This is a genomic window from Amycolatopsis sp. NPDC114484, from assembly GCF_055633755.1.
Genome location: NZ_JBVKDQ010000014.1, coordinates 179316 through 195295 on the forward strand (window position 1 = coordinate 179316; position 15980 = coordinate 195295).

General features: G+C 68.3%; 14 protein-coding genes, 1 tRNA gene and 2 pseudogenes. 7 read left to right on the forward strand and 10 right to left on the reverse strand.

Features of this window, described 5'->3' with window-relative positions:
• Positions 1-52 precede the first annotated feature (52 nt).
• The 6 genes and pseudogenes from ACZ7SW_RS30340 to ACZ7SW_RS30365 all read right to left on the reverse strand — a co-directional run bounded on the left by ACZ7SW_RS30340 (position 53) and on the right by ACZ7SW_RS30365 (position 4070).
• The gene (locus tag ACZ7SW_RS30340) at positions 53-874 is read right to left on the reverse strand and encodes an MBL fold metallo-hydrolase (protein ID WP_470233775.1); all 822 of its coding nucleotides are present in this window, start codon (positions 872-874) and stop codon (positions 53-55) included.
• A gap of 34 nt (positions 875-908) precedes the next feature.
• A complete protein-coding gene (locus tag ACZ7SW_RS30345) occupies positions 909-1292 on the reverse strand; it encodes an SDR family NAD(P)-dependent oxidoreductase (protein ID WP_470233776.1) in 384 nt (127 codons plus the stop codon).
• A gap of 35 nt (positions 1293-1327) precedes the next feature.
• Positions 1328-1980 (reverse strand): annotated as a pseudogene (locus ACZ7SW_RS30350) (SDR family NAD(P)-dependent oxidoreductase).
• A gap of 7 nt (positions 1981-1987) precedes the next feature.
• A complete protein-coding gene (locus tag ACZ7SW_RS30355) occupies positions 1988-2335 on the reverse strand; it encodes a cyclophilin-like fold protein (protein ID WP_470233777.1) in 348 nt (115 codons plus the stop codon).
• Positions 2336-2482: 147 nt separating this feature from the next.
• Positions 2483-2656: a hypothetical protein gene (locus tag ACZ7SW_RS30360; RefSeq protein WP_470233778.1), complete on the reverse strand. Its 174-nt coding sequence runs from the start codon at positions 2654-2656 to the stop codon at positions 2483-2485.
• A gap of 493 nt (positions 2657-3149) precedes the next feature.
• Positions 3150-4070: a helix-turn-helix transcriptional regulator gene (locus ACZ7SW_RS30365; protein WP_470233779.1), complete on the reverse strand. Its 921-nt coding sequence runs from the start codon at positions 4068-4070 to the stop codon at positions 3150-3152.
• Positions 4071-4241: 171 nt separating this feature from the next.
• On the opposite strand from ACZ7SW_RS30365, the gene ACZ7SW_RS30370 reads away from it, so the two are divergent.
• Complete coding sequence (locus ACZ7SW_RS30370; RefSeq protein WP_470233780.1) at positions 4242-5483, forward strand: MFS transporter; 1242 nt, start codon at positions 4242-4244, stop codon at positions 5481-5483.
• 418 nt (positions 5484-5901) lie between these two features.
• Here the strand turns inward: ACZ7SW_RS30370 and ACZ7SW_RS30375 are convergent, their stop codons facing one another.
• Positions 5902-7713 carry a TIM barrel protein gene (locus tag ACZ7SW_RS30375; protein WP_470233781.1) on the reverse strand — a complete coding sequence of 604 codons (1812 nt, stop codon included), beginning with the start codon at positions 7711-7713 and terminating at the stop codon, positions 5902-5904.
• Entirely contained in the window at positions 7703-8617 is a 915-nt protein-coding gene (locus tag ACZ7SW_RS30380) for a shikimate dehydrogenase (RefSeq protein WP_470233782.1), read from the reverse strand. The genes ACZ7SW_RS30375 and ACZ7SW_RS30380 overlap by 11 nt, the downstream gene beginning before the upstream one ends.
• Positions 8618-8710: 93 nt before the next feature.
• Between ACZ7SW_RS30380 and ACZ7SW_RS30385 the strand changes: the two genes are divergently transcribed.
• The 4 genes and pseudogenes from ACZ7SW_RS30385 to ACZ7SW_RS30400 all read left to right on the forward strand — a co-directional run bounded on the left by ACZ7SW_RS30385 (position 8711) and on the right by ACZ7SW_RS30400 (position 12318).
• On the forward strand, positions 8711-9406 hold the full coding sequence (locus tag ACZ7SW_RS30385) for a TetR/AcrR family transcriptional regulator (protein WP_470233783.1): 696 nt from the start codon (positions 8711-8713) through the stop codon (positions 9404-9406).
• A gap of 128 nt (positions 9407-9534) precedes the next feature.
• On the forward strand, positions 9535-10899 hold the full coding sequence (locus ACZ7SW_RS30390; protein ID WP_470233784.1) for an MFS transporter: 1365 nt from the start codon (positions 9535-9537) through the stop codon (positions 10897-10899).
• Positions 10900-10945: 46 nt separating this feature from the next.
• Positions 10946-11444, forward strand: a pseudogene (locus tag ACZ7SW_RS30395) (type II 3-dehydroquinate dehydratase).
• Positions 11445-11904: 460 nt separating this feature from the next.
• Positions 11905-12318 (forward strand): hypothetical protein, encoded by a 414-nt coding sequence (locus ACZ7SW_RS30400; RefSeq protein WP_470233785.1) that lies wholly within the window; start codon positions 11905-11907, stop codon positions 12316-12318.
• Positions 12319-12818: 500 nt separating this feature from the next.
• Here ACZ7SW_RS30400 and ACZ7SW_RS30405 read toward each other — a convergent pair whose 3' ends face one another.
• Complete coding sequence (locus ACZ7SW_RS30405) at positions 12819-13112, reverse strand: hypothetical protein (protein WP_470233786.1); 294 nt, start codon at positions 13110-13112, stop codon at positions 12819-12821.
• Between the two features lie 263 nt (positions 13113-13375).
• A tRNA-Met gene (locus tag ACZ7SW_RS30410) sits at positions 13376-13446 on the reverse strand.
• Positions 13447-14134: 688 nt separating this feature from the next.
• On the opposite strand from ACZ7SW_RS30410, the gene ACZ7SW_RS30415 reads away from it, so the two are divergent.
• Complete coding sequence (locus ACZ7SW_RS30415) at positions 14135-15370, forward strand: sigma-70 family RNA polymerase sigma factor (RefSeq protein WP_470233787.1); 1236 nt, start codon at positions 14135-14137, stop codon at positions 15368-15370.
• Positions 15367-15639, forward strand: coding sequence for a hypothetical protein (locus ACZ7SW_RS30420; RefSeq protein ID WP_470233788.1), 273 nt, complete (start codon positions 15367-15369; stop codon positions 15637-15639). The genes ACZ7SW_RS30415 and ACZ7SW_RS30420 overlap by 4 nt, the downstream gene beginning before the upstream one ends.
• The last annotated feature ends 341 nt before the right edge of the window (positions 15640-15980 follow it).

Sequence of the window (15980 nt, forward strand, 5' to 3'; positions counted from 1 at the left end):
CGACCGCACCCGGTAGGTGTGCCGATTCCCCTGGGCGAGCCAGGGAATCCGGTCAGGTCAAATGGTCGAATTCGCCGCTGACCCAACGGATGTGCGCCTCGGCGGAGCGATGCACGACGGCCTTGGCGTCCGCGTCGACGGTGTCGCCGCCGAGCGTGTACAACCGGTCATAGGACCAGGCGTCCAGCCGGTCCGCGATCCGCCGGACCACCGCGGCGGACAGCGGGATGTGCTTCGGGAAATTGCGCTGGAACGACACCCAGTTCGGTGCCAGGCCGCCGCTGATCGTGTCGCCGGACAGGATCGTGCCGTCCGGGGTGCGCAGTACCGCGCTGCCCGGCATATGGCCGCCGACCTGGATCAGCTCGACCCCAGGCAGCGGCTCGGCGTGCTCCGTCCAGAACTCGAGCACGGGATCGGCGCGGCCCAGCCATTCCCGGCCCGCGGCGTTCACCAGCACCGGAACCCGCCCGAACGCGTGGCTCCAGCTGACCTGGGCGGCGAACATGTGCGGGTGGCTGGTCGCCACCAGGACGACCTCGCCGTGCGCCCGAACCGCGGCGAGCGTGTCCGGTTCGATGGAGGTCGGCGGATCCCAGAGCACGTTCCCCCGCGCGGTCTGCACGAGGAACGACCACTGCCCGATGCCCACTACCGGTTCCCGCCGCAAGCTGCGCACCCCGCGGCCGTGGTCCCGCTGCCGCACCTCGTGCGGTTCGGCAGCAAGCTGTTCGTGAGTGCGCCAGCTCCCGGAGTGCGGGCCCAGATCCCCGCGCTCCTCGATGCCGACCTCGCCGCGGTCCATCACGCAATGCGGGGGCTCCGGGGAACCGGGCTGCTCGATGCCGCATCGGTCACAGATCCATAGTGTCATGACCGTTATTCTCAAACCTCGATATGGATAGAGGTCAACCAGTCGCCCAGAAACTGCGGTGGAGATATGGGGCAAGCCATCGATTGCCGATGCCGCCTCGCCGGATGACCGCCGTCAGCAGATACGGCGCGACGACGTTCACCGGCAGCACCGGCGGCCCGGAGCAGACGCCGGCGTTGTGGATCACCGCGTCCATCCGGCCGATCCGGTTCACCTGGCCCGCAACGCTTCGAGTCTGCTCCGCATCGGCCAGGTCGCCGACGACTGCCGCCGCTCCCCTGTCCAACAGTGCGTCCACTGCGGACAGCCGCGTCACGCTTCGCGCGTGCAGGACGACTTCATGTCCTTCGCTCAGCAGATTCTCCGCGGCCGCGCGGCCCAAGCCGTCCGCGGAGCCGGTGAGGAAAATGCGCGCCATGCCTGCCTTTCGGTACACAGTGGACTGATCGGATGTCAGCGTGCGACATACCCGCCGTCGACCGGGAGCGCCACGCCGACCACGAAGCCCGCCCCGGGGCCGCACAGCCACAGGACGGCCTGGGCGATTTCCTCAGCAGTGCCGAGCCGGCCGACAGGCTGGTTGTTCTCGGCCTCGGTCCGGTCGAGTTCCCCCTTGGCGATCATGTCGCTGACCATCGGGGTGTCGATTGTTCCCGGGCACACGGCGTTGATCCGGATGCCGCGCGGCACGTACTCGGCCGCAGCTCGTGCTTCATGCGGGCCCACGCGCCGCGAAGGTTGATCGCGTTGACCCGATCGAACTGCGCTGCTGGTTCGTCGGCCGCGTCTGCGGGCGGGATCTGGATGCCCGCGTTGTTGTAAGCCAGGTCGAGGCGCCCGAAAGTGTCGACCGTCCGGTCTACGGCGGCCGCGACCTGCTTCTCGTCGCTGACGTCGCAGGTCAACGCGAGCACACGGCGGCCAGCCGAGGTGAGCTCGTCCGCTGCTGCGTTGAGGGCGTCTTCGTTGACGTCGGTAAGGGCGACAGCAGCGCCGGACTGTGCGAACGCCCGGGCCGTTGCGAGGCCCATTCCGGCGCCCGCGCCCGTCACGAGGGCAACCTTGCCGGCGAAGTCGTACACCGGGTTCATGCGAAAGTTCTCCATTCGCCTGTCAGGAGGCGGGTTCGATCGTCACGCGGTCGGCCTTGGCGAGCCGCGCGGCACCGCCGGCCGCCAGACTGCCCAGGAGCACCAGGCCGTTGGCGCGAGGTGCGCCGCGGTAGTAGGTCGCGAGGTTGCCCCACGGTGCGTAGTAAGCCAGATCGCCGATCTTGGGTTCAGCGCTCTCCGGAGCACCTGCGGTGTCCAGCCGGCGAGGCAGGCCGGAGATCCGCTCGGTCTCGTGGAAATCGCTCAGTTCAAGATTGAGCGGCAGCAAGGAGACGAAATCGCGGGCTGCGGCACTGCCGTTCAACGTCGCGTTCACGACGGTGCCGTCGACGGCGAGGCGGATGCTCATAGCGGCGGAACCTCCGGTCGTGGAAGTTGCGGACGACGACACCGCAGGCGGCGGCGAAGGCGAAGACGAGCTGTCCGCACAAGCGGTTGCGGTGATCAGCAAAGCCGCTGCCGGGACGGCGCGGGCGAGAGTCATCGGTGCTTCCGGTCAATCGGGCATGGGTTCGGCGAAGCAGCGAAAGGCATCGCGCTGCCGGTGGATGCCGAACAGGCGCTCGGCCAGGCTTTCCGGGTTGCTGTGCTCAGCATCGGGCCGGATTGCCCCGGGAATGATCAGCTGAGCGACATGGATGTTCTCCGGCGCGAGCGAATCGTGCAGCATCCGGGCATACGCGCTCTCCGCGGCGAAGGCGATGGAGGTGCCCGCGGTCCGGGTGCGGGCGTACCGCGCTTCCCCCGTTGACGAACAACAGAGTGCCGCGACCCAGCTCTCGCATAACGGGCAGCACCGCGTTGACGCTCGTGACCGGACCCATGACTGAGAAGTCCAGCGGCGCGGTGAGGTCGTCTGCGTTCGTACTGAGAACCGGCTTCATGAAGTCCGCTCGGGGCACCGGGCTGTACTGGAGAATCTCGATGGGTCCGAACTCGTCGGAAGCAGTCTCCAGCGCCGAAGCCAGGGAGCCGCGACCGAGTGGCCAGCGGATCCGAAACGCCGCGCGGTCGCCAGTCCCAGCCCGGGGCCGGCACCGACGAGGGCGAACGTGGACATGATGTCTCCTAGGTTGCGAGCGGTATTCGTCTTTCAGGCAAACAGAAACAGACTCGGAATTACTCGGCTTCCGCGCCCAGCGCGACCGGGGAGCAGCACAGGCTCAGATCCGCGGATGCGATTCTCCGGACTCGGCAGGCATCTCGTCCGAACCGGCGAGGTTGGTCGCCGCCCAGGCGGCGAGAAGCGTCATCGCGTCCGCGGAGGGAGTGCCGGGCTCCGGGCTGTAGACCGTCAGCACCAAGCCCGGGTCCGCGGGCAACGGCATCGTCTCGTAGCCGACGGCGATGTCGCCGACCACGGGATGGTGGAAGGTCTTTGTCCCGGTGTAGTGCAGGCGGACGTTGTGTTTGGCCCAGCGCACCCGGAATTCCTCGCTGCGGGTGGACAGCTCCCCCACCAGGTCGGAGATCTCCCGATCGTACGGGTCGCGTCCGGCGTCGGTGCGCAGCAAGTTCACCGCGCTGTCGGCCATGCCGTCCCAGTCCGGGTAGAAATCGCGTGCGCGCGGATCCAGGAAGCAGAACCGCACGAAATTGACCGGATGCCGCGGATCGGGATGCCGTTCGTCCGGATAGAGCGGAGAATAGAACGCGTACGCCAGTGTGTTGCCGCAGACGAAATCGTGGCGCGCGTTGCGCACGAACGCGGGCACGGTCATGGAATCGAGCATCCGCTGCAGCATCGGGCGCGTGGTTTTGGTCCGGCGCGGCCGAGCTCGCTGCGGGCTCATGGTCGCGTGCCGGTGCAGGTCGAAGAGATGAGACCGTTCCGCGTCGTCGAGCTGCAGCGCGCGGGCGATGGCGTCGAGCACGCTCTCCGAGACCGAGTTGACTTTCCCGCGCTCGATCTGCGTGTAGTAGTCGACCGAGAGTCCGGCCAGCGTCGCGACTTCCTGGCGGCGAAGCCCGGGCACGCGCCGCTTGGCGGCGTCGTAAACGGGAAGGCCGACCTGCTCAGGTGTGATCTTCGCGCGCCGCGAGGCCAGGAACTCGCCGATCTCCGCATGGCTTTGCTTGCCCATGCCGCCGACGCTACGACACGCGAAGCCGCGCTGCCAGGCGCTGCGAGAGGGGTGCTGGCAGCACCCCTCTGATCTTCGCCTCCCACGCGCGCTCCGCACGGGGTTCCCTGGGAACCGGACATCGGGAACCGCACCGGGAACCCGAACGGACACTCGGAAGGACGAAAGACGTTGAGTACATCGCGGCCCGCCGGGACGCGCACGCCGACCCTGGTCTACGTGATCGCGGCAGGCATCTTCCTGATGGGCACCACCGAGTTCATGATCGCGGGATTGCTGCCGGAGGCGGCCGCGGACCTGGGCGTGAACGTCGCCCGGGCCGGGCTCCTGGTGTCCGCCTTCGCGGCCGGAATGATCATCGGGCCGCCGGTCATGGCGCTGGCCACGCTGCGGCTGCCGCAGCGCGCCACGCTGGTTCTCTCGCTGGTCGTCTTCGCCGTCGGGCATGTCGTCGCCGCGTTGAGCGACTCGTTCGCGGTAGTGACCGTGTCCCGCGTCATCACCGCGCTGGCAACCGGGACCTTCTGGGCGGTCGGCGCCGTGGTCGCCACCACGATCGCCGGGCCGGGAGCGAGCACTCGCGCGCTGTCGGTCATGTCGGGCGGGCTGAGCCTGGCGGTGATCGCCGGCGTTCCGCTCGGCACCTTCGTCGGCCAGTTCACCGGTTGGCGGGGCCCTTTCTGGCTGCTGGCCGGACTCGCGCTGCTGGCCATCGTGCCGCTGCTGCGCTTCATGCCGCGCAAGCTCGGCACGCACGGCGCGGACGTCTCGGTGCGCAGGGAACTCACCACGCTGCGGCCCTGGCGGCTCTGGCTCGTGCTCGGCGCCATCACGCTTGCCCAGGCTGGATTCCTGGGCGCGTACAGCTACCTCAGCCCGCTGTTGACCGAGCGGGCCGGCATCCCCGCCGCTCTGGTGCCTTTGGTGCTGGTCGGCTTCGGAATCGGCGCGCTGGGCGGCACGATGCTCGGCGGCCGCCTCGGCGAACAGCGACCCTTCACGACTGTGGCCGGGGCATTCGCTCTCACCTCCGTCGCATTGCTCACTCTGGCCTTGACCGCCAGCCACTCCACGATCGTGGTCGCGCTGGTCGTTCTGCTCGGCGCGACCGGCCTTGGCGCCAACCCGGTGCTGATCGCGCAGACGCTGCGCCAGGCCGGCAACGGCTCGACGCTGGCCTCGTCTCTGGCCACCGCCGCGTTCAACCTGGGCACCGCCGTCGGAGCCGCACTCGCCGGTGCCACGCTGTCGACCTCGTGGGGACTGATCGGGCCCGCCGCGCTCGGTGCGGTGATCACCGGGTCCGCGCTGCTGCCGATCGGACTGCTGGCCGCGACCACGGCACGCCGAGGCATCCCGGCCTCCCCGGATCCGGACAGCCGATCCGAACCGAGCGAGCACGTTCACGCGTAACCCGCCCGCACCTACCTGTCGAGGAGAACCGCCATGTCCATGGAAGACCCCGCGCCTTCCGCCGACGAAGACACGCCAACCGCCGTCACCCGGCGCACCTTCGTAGCGGCCACCGCGCTCGGCGGAGCGGTGGCCGTTGCGGGCCCGGTTCTGCTTGGCGCGCAATCAGCCGCGGCCGCCCCAGATGTCAGCAGCAGCCGAGTCTCCTTGACTGTCAACGGAACCCGCCGAACAGTCACGGCACGAAAAAGGGGTGCGACACCGACGCCTGCGACGTCCTGGTCAACGACCGCCGCGTGAACGGCTGCTCACAACCGGCAACCGCCACGATCATGGCCAACCCAAGACTTTAAGTCAATCAGCTGACTTAACCACGCCGTGGTGCCCCTGCACCCGCGAGCAGGCACCGGCGATCGGGTCAAGCGTGCGCGCGCTCCCGCACCAGCCGTCGGCGCCGGTGCGCCGCCATCCGGACCGGAGCGTCCGTCCAGCCGTACCCGTCGTACTCCCCTACCCGCTGGACCAGTGCGAGGAATACCCGGCCGCCGAGGACTTCCGTGCACACCTGCAGGTACGCCCCGTCCGGGCTTTCCTCGTGCAGCACGCCGAGTTCGCGGTACTCGGCGATCCGCTCCGCGGGCAGCGCCAGCCGAGCGTCCAGATCGGCGTAGTAGTTGTCCGGGATCGCCAGCAGCGGCGCGCCAGCGGCACGCGCGGCGCGGGCGGCGCCGACGACATCGTCCACTGCCAAGGCCACGTACTGCGGTTCGGACACCCCTGGCGCCCACTCGCCGCGCCGCAGCAGCGACACGGTCAGCGCGAGCCGGACGCGGCGTTCAGCGTCCGCGACGGCCCGGCTGCGGACCAAGCCGAACGGCGCGGCGAATTCGCCGTCCGCGGCAGGTTCCAGGCCGAGCACGCCGCGGTAGAACAACACCGCCTCGTCGAAGTGGTCGAACGGCTGCGCCAGTCCGATGTGGTCGATCGCGGTCACGCCGATGCTCAGGGCGGTTTCGCCGGTCGGGACGAAGTCGCCGGTCCAGTCCTCTTCGGATCCGGTGCGGCAGAAGAACAACGCGGTCCCGTCCGGTGCGGTCACCGCGGCCAGGTCCGCTTCCGCCGGGCCTCGTTCCCGCGGCAGCCGCGTGGCGTCCAGCCACGTCGCGCGGCGCGCGGCTTCGGGCGGATCGGCGGATTCGACGGCCAACGCGCCGATCGCGACCGGGGAACCGGACCGGTTCACGAGAATCCGGGCGCCGCCCTGTTCCCACCGCTCGACCGGCTTCGTCCGATGCCGCCCGGTGCGCGCGAAGCCGAGCGCGGCCAGGACTGGGCTCAAGCTGTCGTCGGCGGACAGTTCGACGAACGCGTGCCCGCGCACTGCCGGGGCTGGCGGGCCAGCGGCCGTCGGCACGGTCGCCTCGGCCAGCGCGAGCAGCGAACGATGCGCGTCCACGGCCGCCCGGGCCGGATCTGCCTGCCGGAACACGTCGTTGAACACCTCCAGCGACAGCGGGCCCGAGTACCCGGCGGCCAGCACCGGAGCCAGGAAGCCCGGCAGGTCGAACGCGCCCTGGCCTGGGAACAACCGGTGATGCCTGCTCCATTGCAGGACGTCCATCGACAGGTGCGGCGCGTCGGCGAGCTGGAGGAAGAACAGCTTTTCGCCGGGAATACCAGCAATTCCCGCGGGATCCGAGCCGCGCGACAGGATGTGGAAACTGTCCAGGCACAACCCCAGCGCGGGGTGGTCAGCACGCCGAACGGCCTCCCACGAGCGGTCGTAAGTGTTCACGTGCCTGCCCCAGGCCAGCGCCTCGTACGCGATCCGCAGCCCGCGCGCGCCAGCGCGTTCGGCCAGCGCGTGCAGCTGTTCAGCCAGCAGATCGAGGTCTTCGACCGCGTCGTCGGCGACCGACGAGCACACCAGCACGGTGTCCGCGCCCAGCTCCTCCATCACGTCGAACTTGCGCTCCGCCCGCCGCAGGCTCGCCGCGAACCGGTCCGGCACGGACGAATCCAAGTCGCGGAACGGTTGGTACAGGTCGACCGACAGGCCAAGATCGGCGCAGCGCAGCCGCACTTCTCCCGGCGGCAGCGGAGACGCCACCAGGTCGGGTTCGAAGATCTCGACGCCGTCGAACCCGGCGGACGCCGCGGCGGCGAGTTTGTCTTCCAGCGCACCGGAAAGGCACACGGTGGCGATACCGGTCCGGAACTCACGCGACACGGCCGGCACCTCCCTCGCCGCCGACCAGTTCGGCCAGATGCCGCAGCATCCGGGCCGGGTCGGGTTCCCGTCCGCTGAACAACCGCAGTGCTTCCGCCGCCTGGTGCACCGCCATCCGCCCGCCGTCGAGTGTGCGGCAGCCGCGTGCGCGCGCCGCCCGCAGCAGAGCCGTTTCCAGCGGCCGGTAAACGATCTCGGCCACCCACAGGGGCGGGCACAGCACCGAGACCGGCACTGGCAGTCCCGGATGCTCGGCCATGCCGACCGGGGTCGCGTGCACCAGCCCGTCAGCGGAGATCAGCATTCGCTCCAGCGCGCTGGCCGGCGCGCCGATCGCCTTGCCGGAGCCGAATCGCGCCGCGAGGTCGTCCGCGAGGCGCTCGGCCCGGCCGGCGTCGACGTCGAGCACCGCGAGCGAACCGGCGCCGAGGCTCAGCAGCGCGTGCGCCGCGGCCGCCCCCGCTCCGCCCGCGCCGAGCAGCACGACGTGGTCCAGCGGCGCGCCGGGCAGCCCGGAGAGGAAACCGTCGCGGAACCCGGACCAGTCGGTGTTGTGCCCGATCGCCCGGCCGCCGGAGAAGACCACGGTGTTCACCGCGCCGATCGCGGCCGCGTCGGGGGAAAGCTCGTCGAGATGCCGCAGGACGGCCTGCTTGGCGGGGTGGGTGACGTTGACCCCCGCCCGGCCCTCCGCCGCGGCTCGGGCGAGCAGGTCGCCGACGCCCTCCGGCGCGATCCCCAGCGCATCGAGGTCGAACCGGGCGTAGGCGCAGTCGAGCCCGAGTTCGCGGGCCTCGCGTTCGTGCAGCGCGGGCGAAAGGGAGGGGCCGATCCCCGCCCCGATGAGGCCGGTCAGCAGCCGGCCGGGGCCCGGCGCCGGGCGCGTGGTGCGGTCCTGCGGCATGGAACTCTCTCGCCTCCAATGTATGTACTAGTTAGTTACTTGTACCGTGTCGGAGCGCGGAAGGGAAGCCGTCCGCCGGATATCCTCGGCGACGTGAGCACAGCAGCCCAGGACGGCCCGGTCCCCGCTCGGCCGGACGGGCCCGCCGAGCCCGCGGAACGGCAGCGCGACGCCGAACGCACCCGCGCGGAGATCCTCGACATCGCCACCGGGGAGTTCGCCGACCGCGGGTACGACGGCGCGCGCGTCGACGAGATCGCCGCCCGCACCCGCACCACCAAGCGGATGATCTACTACTACTTCGGCAGCAAGGAAGGCCTCTACGTGGCCGCCCTCGAGCACGCCTACCAGGGCATCCGCGCACTGGAACAGCAACTGGACGTCGACCATCTCGACCCGGCCCGCGCCATGCGCGCGCTCGCCGAACTGACCTTCGACCACCACGAATCGCATCCCGCGTTCATCCGGCTCGTCGGCATCGAGAACATCCACCACGCCGAACACTTGCGGACCTCGCCCATCCTGCCCGGGCTCGCCGCGCCCGCCGTCGACGTGCTCGGCGGCATCCTCGGCCGAGGGCGCGCGGCCGGGCTGTTCCGCGACGACGTCGACGCGCTCGACGTGCACATGGTGATCAGCGCGTTCTGCGTGTTCCGGACCGCCAACCAGCACACCTTCCAGGCCATCTTCGACCGCGACCTGCTGGACCCGGCCCGCCGCGAGCACTACCGGCGGATGCTGGGCGACCTGGTCCTGGAGTACCTCACCGCGCACGTCGGCCGGGCCTGAGCCGCGCCGGATCCGCCACCGGGTCTTGACACTGCGGGGTTCGCTAACTCACCATCCGGTACATAAACAGCCGGTACATTCCGGCTGGACGAACCCCCGGCCGCCGCGCGGCCGCCAAGGAGGCAGACGTGGACGACGCCGTCCTGCGCCCGGATCCGGCCACGCCGGACACCCCCAGCCGCACCCCGCGCAAAGCCGCCGTGTCCTCCTGGATCGGCAGCGCCCTCGAGTACTACGACTTCTTCATCTACGGCACCGCCGCGGCATTGATCTTCCCGAAAGTCTTCTTCCCGCACGGCAACGCCGCCGCCGCGACCGTCGCCTCGCTCGCCACCTTCGGCGTCGCCTACGTCGCCCGCCCGGTCGGCTCGTTCCTCTTCGGGCACCTCGGCGACACGATCGGCCGGAAACGCGTGCTGCTGCTGACCCTGTCCGGGATGGGCGCGGCGACCTTCCTCATCGGCGTCCTGCCCGGATACTCCTCGATCGGATTCGCCGCGCCGGTCCTGCTGCTGGTGCTGCGGCTGGTCCAGGGCCTCGTGGTCGCCGGAGAACAGTCGAGCGCCGGTTCCACGACCCTCGAGCACGCCCCGCCCGGCAAACGCGCCTATTTCACCAGTTTCACCCTCGCCGGAACACAGTTCGGGCTGATCCTGGCCACCGCGGTGTTCCTGCCGATCTCGGCGCTGCCGAGCGCGGAACTGCTTTCCTGGGGCTGGCGGATCCCGTTCCTGCTCAGCGCCGCGGTGACCGTGGCGGGCTGGTGGATCCGGCGGTCCCTGCAAGAAAGCCCGGAGTTCGAAGCCGCGCAGCAGCGCCGCACCGCGGCCAAGGCCCCGCTCGCCGTGCTGCTGCGCCACCACACGCCCGACGTGCTCAAAATCGTGTTCAGCGCGCTGGTGTCGGTGTCCAGCACCATCGTCACCATCTACTCGCTGACCTACGGGGCCACCACCATCGGCATGTCCCGCACCGCGCTGCTGTGGATGATCATGACCGGGAACATCGTCGCGCTCGTGGCGATCCCGCTGTTCGGCAAAGCGGGAGACCGGTTCGGCCGCAAACCTGTGTTCCTCTTCGGCTCCCTCGGAGTGGCCGTGCTGATCTGGCCGTTCATCTGGGCGGTCAGCCAGGACAACCTCGTCTTCGTCTTCGTCGTCGGAATCCTGTTGTCCGGCATCGTGTACAGCGCCTACGGCGGCGTGGGATACGCACTGTGGACCGAGCAGTTCGGCACCCGGGTCCGGATGTCCGGCGTCGCGGTCGGCACGCAATTCGGCTTCGCGCTCGGCGGATTCGCGCCCTCGGTCGCCGCCGCCCTCGCCGGCCCCAGCCTCGCGAACTGGATGCCCGTCGCCGCGCTGACCACCGCCGCCTGCGTCGTCTCCGCGCTCGCCGTGCTGACCATGCGCGAGACCTACCGCACGCCGCTGTCCGAGCTGGGCCGCCCCGCCGTCCGCCCCGCCAGCGACGAGCACACCGTCACCGCCTGACCCACACGGGCGGGCGGCCGAACCGCCGCCCGCTCAGGAGTTCCCGTTGCGACACAACCGCCTGCTGATCCTCAACGGCCCCAACCTGAACCTCCTCGGCTCCCGCGAACCCGACCTCTACGGCACGCACACGCTGGCCGACGCCGAACAACTCGCCGCCGACCGCGCCAAAGACCTCGGCTACGAAACCGCCTGCCGGCAAAGCAACTGGGAAGGCGCGCTGATCGACCGGCTCCACGAAGCCCGCGGCGACACCGACGGCGTCGTCATCAACCCAGGCCACCTCCATCGCCCTGGGCGACGCGCTCCTGGCCTCTGAACTGCTCATCGCCGAAGTGCACCTCACCAACATCCACCGGCGCGAGCCGTTCCGGCACCACTCCTACGTTTCCGACATCGCCGAAGCCGTCATCATCGGCACCGGGATCCACGGCTACGCCCACGGAGTCGAGGCCCTGCACCGAGCCCTCGAACGCAGGGACGCCCACCCCGCGAGGAAGACACCGCACGAAAGGCGGAGTGAACATGCACGCGGCGCCGGATAGCAGTGCCCAGCACGACACCCTCGCACCCAAGTCTCGCTCCTGCGGTGGATAATCCCCAGCCCCGGCACCCAATCACGCACGCGTTCGTTGCCGAGGTTTCCGCCCCCACAGTCGCAATGATGATCCCGGCTGTGTGACAGGAGACGAGTCCATGCCGAACTCGCGAATCTCCAGGACTGCACCACCGAGCCTGGATGAAGAGTCTTTCCGGGGCAGGGCATGCCTTGCCGTCGTGTGTAGCACTTAGCGGCGGAAGAACGATCAACGAAGGACAGCAAGCGAAGGGCTTGGCCGACGACGTCGTTGACGCCTTCATCAGGCGTTAGGTGAAGGAGTACGACTTCTACGACCAGAGTTCCCTCAGAACCTCCAAGCACAAAAGAAAACGGCGGTTCTCCGGGTATTCCGCACGGCAGACCAACGCTGCGCCACGGCCAAGGTCGAGATCCAAGTCGCGTCCGTGCTGATGCACGCGTGGTCCGAGGTGGAGCACGACCTCGAGTACAAACCGCTCGAGGGAGAGCTCTCCGACGACGAGTACGCCATTCTCGACCAGCTCAACGGCATTGGTCATCGCAGGCGAGATCGCGCTGGAAACCCTGCAACGGACGGGAAACTCCGAGCGGCCGACAGCGGCGGACAGTTCCCGCTACGAGCTCGCCGCCTACCTGCTCGCCAGGATCGAGCCGGACGAGGAGGAACCGTCGCCTTCATGAAAGATCTCCGTCTCGACGGCCCCGCGCAGCTCGCACCGTATCTTGAAGTCCTCCATGGCGATCTGGAAGCGCGTCCGCTCGCCGAACAAGTCATCGACGCTGTGCTCGCGGAACTACGAACTCTGTCGTTCCGTGCAGGAGAGGGCCGATCGCCTTGACTCTCAGCGCGCGCCGGAACGCGACGACGTGCACCGCGAAGCGGACGCTTCCTCCACTATTGGAGCGAACTCGAGAACCTCATCCGCGACAACTTCGACCTTTCCTCCGCGAAACCTCCGGAACCACCGGGTCCACCGCGAATCTGCGGCCAGCCTTGCCCGCGCGACAGACCGGCTAAGGGAAATCATCGAGCAGTTCCGGCACGCCTCTCGACGGCCCGACGAACCGGATGCGGCCTAGCCGGTCACATCTCCCCGGTATTGCCCAAAACCATGACCATGCACGTCAAGCAGCATGTACGCACTCGCGTAACGGCTCCGCCAGGCGGTCGGTCGAGGTGTCACGTACGTTCAAGCCGAGCAGCCCTACCACCACCCGAAGTCTCCCCCGTCTGGCTGGTCGCGCAGTCGAGCCGCCATCTCGGGGAATTACAACGGAATAGCTGGCACTTCGGCCGAGATGGAGAAGGAGGCGCGCGCGTGCTGGGATTCCACCCCACTCAGCCAAACTCCAGCATCGCGTGCAGGTAGGTCGTGCGCGGATAATGCCAGCGCAGTAGCGCCGCGACGACTGCCGGTATGCGTCGGCAGCGTTTCGAGGTCCGACGCCGAGAACTCAACCGTTCCCGGAGTTCGGCAAACCCCTTCCCTTTTACAGTGTCGAGCAGCGACTTCAGTTCAGAACCACGCAGAACCGCCGGAGGCTCCTCCGGGACGCGGGGCACCTCTTTGTAAAACGGAGACATTTCGACGATCTCTTCCACGTCGTCGAGGTAGCTGACCAGCATGGCCACGCTGTCGAGCTACGCGTCGATCGTCGAGTCGGCGCGGTTCTTCGCCCTCCGATGCGTTCTCCAGTCCGGGACGAGCCCCCGGATGCATCGGGCTCCAGCACCTCCACGGGCGCCTCAACGGCGGTCATGGATTCAGTCGTACTTGAAAGATCCCTTGGCCTACCAGCGCCGTGCTCGCCTCCAACACCCCTGCGAGCCCTTGCCTCAAGATCGTTTTCGAGGAGGTTTTCACAGGTCAGACCCTATACAAGGGCAGGGCAGAGTGGGCCGGGTCGGGCTCGAACCGACGGCCAAGGGATTATGAGTCCTCCTGGGCCGAGCGGTGTGCTGACCTGCGAAAACGCAGGTCAGTGACGAGCGTTGGGGCCAAAATCCCTTGGGTTTGGCGATATCCCCCAAATCGGGGATCACAGCCATCGTCCACCGTACCCCGCTAAGAGGCCGCGTCGACGACGCATGGAGCGAGTTGCTGCCTAGCGCGAGCCATTCCCGCACGGGTCGTCGACCGGCATGCTGCCGCCCGGATTGAGCGCAGCGCTCGTCCACGCGAGCGCCTCCATGAGCCGCGATGCCACAACCGGTTCCCGCGCCGTTGCCAACAGGCCCGCAATCGCCGCTCGACAACCACGGAAAACTCACGACAGAAAACTTGACCGCACCGCACCTGCGCGCCGAAGGCACCATGAGGTTGAGGTCCCGACAGCGGTGAGTGCGCGGCTCCGCCGAGGTAGACGTCACCGCCCTCGATCGTGCCGTTCCGCAGGTCCGCACCCGGGCCCTCGATCGCGAACCAGTCACCGGCCTGCCGGAAATGGGTCTGAGGTGGGTCTGGACGGTGCCCGCGACGCGGTGACCGACGAGGCCCACGTGCCTGAGGTCTTCGGTTCGTGCGACACATAGATCAGGAACAAGACTGCGAAACGGATTTGACGTTCAGAGGCCTCCACCAGCGCCTCCGCTGCGGAACGAAACTTTCTTCAGCAACACGGAACGAAACGCGCGCGATGTGTCGTGGGGTAGACATGACGAATACCATCGACACTGCGGACATGGACATGACCGAGCCGCAACAAGCCGGGCACCACTACGCCGACTTGCTGGATGACGACGCCGAGCAGGCGACTCCCGAGAACTTCCCTCGGTGCTGGAACATGTCAGCAGGACCGCTGTACAACGCGGTCCTACGCGCACATGCGCCGCTGCCACCCGAGTATGTGAGCCTTCCGCTGCTGGGTGTCCAGGCTGATCTGGAGCTGGTCGGCGCGCTGGGGCAGTGGAACCTGCTGTGGGAAGCCGCCCAGTTCCGCAGGCTCATGTTCGCCGAAGAAGACCTGCCGGCGGCGATCCGAGCAGTCGCCGACCGCGGAAACCACAACGTGATCTTCGTTCCGCGCACCCGCTCCCGCTACTACGAGTACTTGCCGCTGTTCCACCTCATCCCCAAGGCGATACTCAAGCGGCACGGCCTGCCGCTGATGCGCCGAGGAATCTGGCCGACCATCGCGGACTTCCCCCGTGTGGACAGGTTCTTGCCAGCCGACTTCGAAGCGCGGCTCGCGCGGGCCTGGGGCGCGACCGTGTGGCGTCGCCTCAACTCCGGTTCATCGATCAGCGCATTCACCACCAACGACCCCATCCGGCTCCTCGCCCACAACCTAGACTTCTGGATCCCCCCGGTCACCGCAGTAGTCCAGGAGATCTTGCGCGGGCTCCCCACTGTCGAGAACGGCGTCCAAGAGGAAGCGCCCCGGCTCGTAGACGGCACTGTTCTCGAGGACGCCGTCATGGCGAACCCGCGAATGGGGTCCGACCTCTGGCAGGGCGAAGCCGAGGCTGCCGAAACCGTGGACTGGACCGTCGACACGGCCGATGCCGACGGACGGCTCCGCGGCATCATCGAAGCCGTGCGCGCCAACCGCGTCGAGGACGACTTCACCGAGCGATGGTCGAACGCGCGCATCGACTTCGAGCGCAAACTCCACCACACTCGGTCAAAGGTCAAGATCAGGTTTGTCGAACTGACCGACACCATCCCCGTGCAGGGGCCCGAGGCAGAAGTCATCGGTCACCGCGTGACCGCCGACTTCCTCACTCTGCTCGACCCGACCAGCCGCCAGATCGTCGTGTTGCTCACCAGCGGACACACGAACCTCGGAGACGTCGCCGACATCCTCGGCTACCGGAACCACAGCCCGGTCTCCAAGCGGCTGAAGCGCATTCGCGAGCAGGCGGTCAAATTCTTCCAGGAGTACGAGTGAGCCTGCGTACCTCGCGCCATCACGGCCACATGACCGCCAGGTCAGCTGAGGGCGACGCCGCACCAACACCTACTGCCGCCTCGACAAACGGACTCCAACTGCTGGAAAGGATCGTCACCTCCACTCCGAACACAGTCCGGGCCGTCGCAGCGATCGTCGTGGTCATCGCCGTCCTCGGCAGCACGCTCTGGCTGCTCAACGCCGACCTGACCGCCGGTCCGGTAGAAGTCACTGGTCGTGAACACGCCGCCGACGCTTCTCAGCGCTGAAGGAACGCCTTCGGCTCTCGTTGACGAGAGCCGAAGGCGTTGGAGCCTCAAAGTCACCGAAGGCCGGCTCGGAATGGGGCACCTCGCGTTGTGCGCCTCATCGCCGGAAGCGCTTCTCGCTGTCCTCGGCGAACTTCGAAGGCCGGTGGCGTGAAGACAAACGCGTCGTCACGCCCTGTGGTTTCAAGAAGCTCGGGATTTCTTGAAAAAGTCGCGTGGGTGCGTCTAGGACTGCACGCAAGACTCCCCCGGGTGCAGACAAGGTCTACCGGTCGCCGTGGCTGGCCCCGCGACCGCGCCGCGGACCGCCGGCGGCCCGATCGAGATGTAGCGTCGGCGTG

Coding starts and splice junctions, on each gene's coding strand:
- ACZ7SW_RS30340 (WP_470233775.1), bottom strand. CDS start 874: ATGACACTATGGATCTGTGACCGATGCGGCATCGAGCAGCCCGGTTCC.
- ACZ7SW_RS30345 (WP_470233776.1), bottom strand. CDS start 1,292: ATGGCGCGCATTTTCCTCACCGGCTCCGCGGACGGCTTGGGCCGCGCG.
- ACZ7SW_RS30355 (WP_470233777.1), bottom strand. CDS start 2,335: ATGAGCATCCGCCTCGCCGTCGACGGCACCGTCGTGAACGCGACGTTG.
- ACZ7SW_RS30380 (WP_470233782.1), bottom strand. CDS start 8,617: ATGCCGCAGGACCGCACCACGCGCCCGGCGCCGGGCCCCGGCCGGCTG.
- ACZ7SW_RS30360 (WP_470233778.1), bottom strand. CDS start 2,656: ATGCTGCACGATTCGCTCGCGCCGGAGAACATCCATGTCGCTCAGCTG.
- ACZ7SW_RS30415 (WP_470233787.1), top strand. CDS start 14,135: ATGACGAATACCATCGACACTGCGGACATGGACATGACCGAGCCGCAA.
- ACZ7SW_RS30365 (WP_470233779.1), bottom strand. CDS start 4,070: ATGGGCAAGCAAAGCCATGCGGAGATCGGCGAGTTCCTGGCCTCGCGG.